We start from the raw sequence: 634 nt of genomic DNA, 5'->3' as shown, positions 1-634 counted from the left end.
GGGATGGGCTTGAGGATGTTTACCTGGGCGGTGCGCTTGGCCAACCAGCGGAACTTTACCTTCAGGATAAGGGGGGCAAGTTCAACAAGCAGGCCCAGCCGGTATTTGAAAGGGACAAGTCCCATGAGGACAACGGCGCCCATTTTTTTGATGCCGATGGCGATGGGGACCTTGACCTTTACGTGGCCAGCGGTGGCTACGAGCTTAAGGAGGGCGATGCGCTATTGCAGGATAGGCTGTACATCAACGATGGCAAGGGCAATTTTGCCAGGTCGGCCAAGCTTCCAAGGATGCTTGGCAGCACCAAGTCCGTGGCATCGTTTGATTATGACGGCGACGGCGACCTTGACCTGTTCGTTGGCGGCAGGGTATTACCGGGCAAGTACCCGTTGGCGCCAAGATCGTACATACTGGAGAACGCCAATGGAGGGTTTGTGGATGTTACCGATAGGGTGGCCCCCGGTTTCTCGGGGATTGGGATGGTGAACGATATATTGCTATCGGACCATGACGGCGATGGCAGCAGGGACCTCATGGTAGTTGGCGAGTGGATGCCCATAACGGTGTTCAGCAATGAAAAGGGTAAATTTCAAAAGACCGATATACCCTCTTTTGAAGGTACCGATGGGTGGTG

The 634-nt window shown here is 54.7% G+C and carries 1 protein-coding gene; it reads left to right on the top strand.

Going from position 1 to position 634, the window contains the following annotated elements:
- Positions 1 to 634, top strand: a 634-nt coding sequence (locus CDH50_RS15050) for an FG-GAP-like repeat-containing protein (RefSeq protein ID WP_198513519.1), incomplete at both ends; no start/stop codon positions are given.

The organism is Confluentibacter lentus (assembly GCF_002806995.1).
GTDB classification, from domain to species: domain Bacteria; phylum Bacteroidota; class Bacteroidia; order Flavobacteriales; family Flavobacteriaceae; genus Confluentibacter; species Confluentibacter lentus.
The sequence above is the reverse complement of the archived record's forward strand: the minus strand, read 5'-3'. Positions and strand labels throughout refer to the sequence as shown.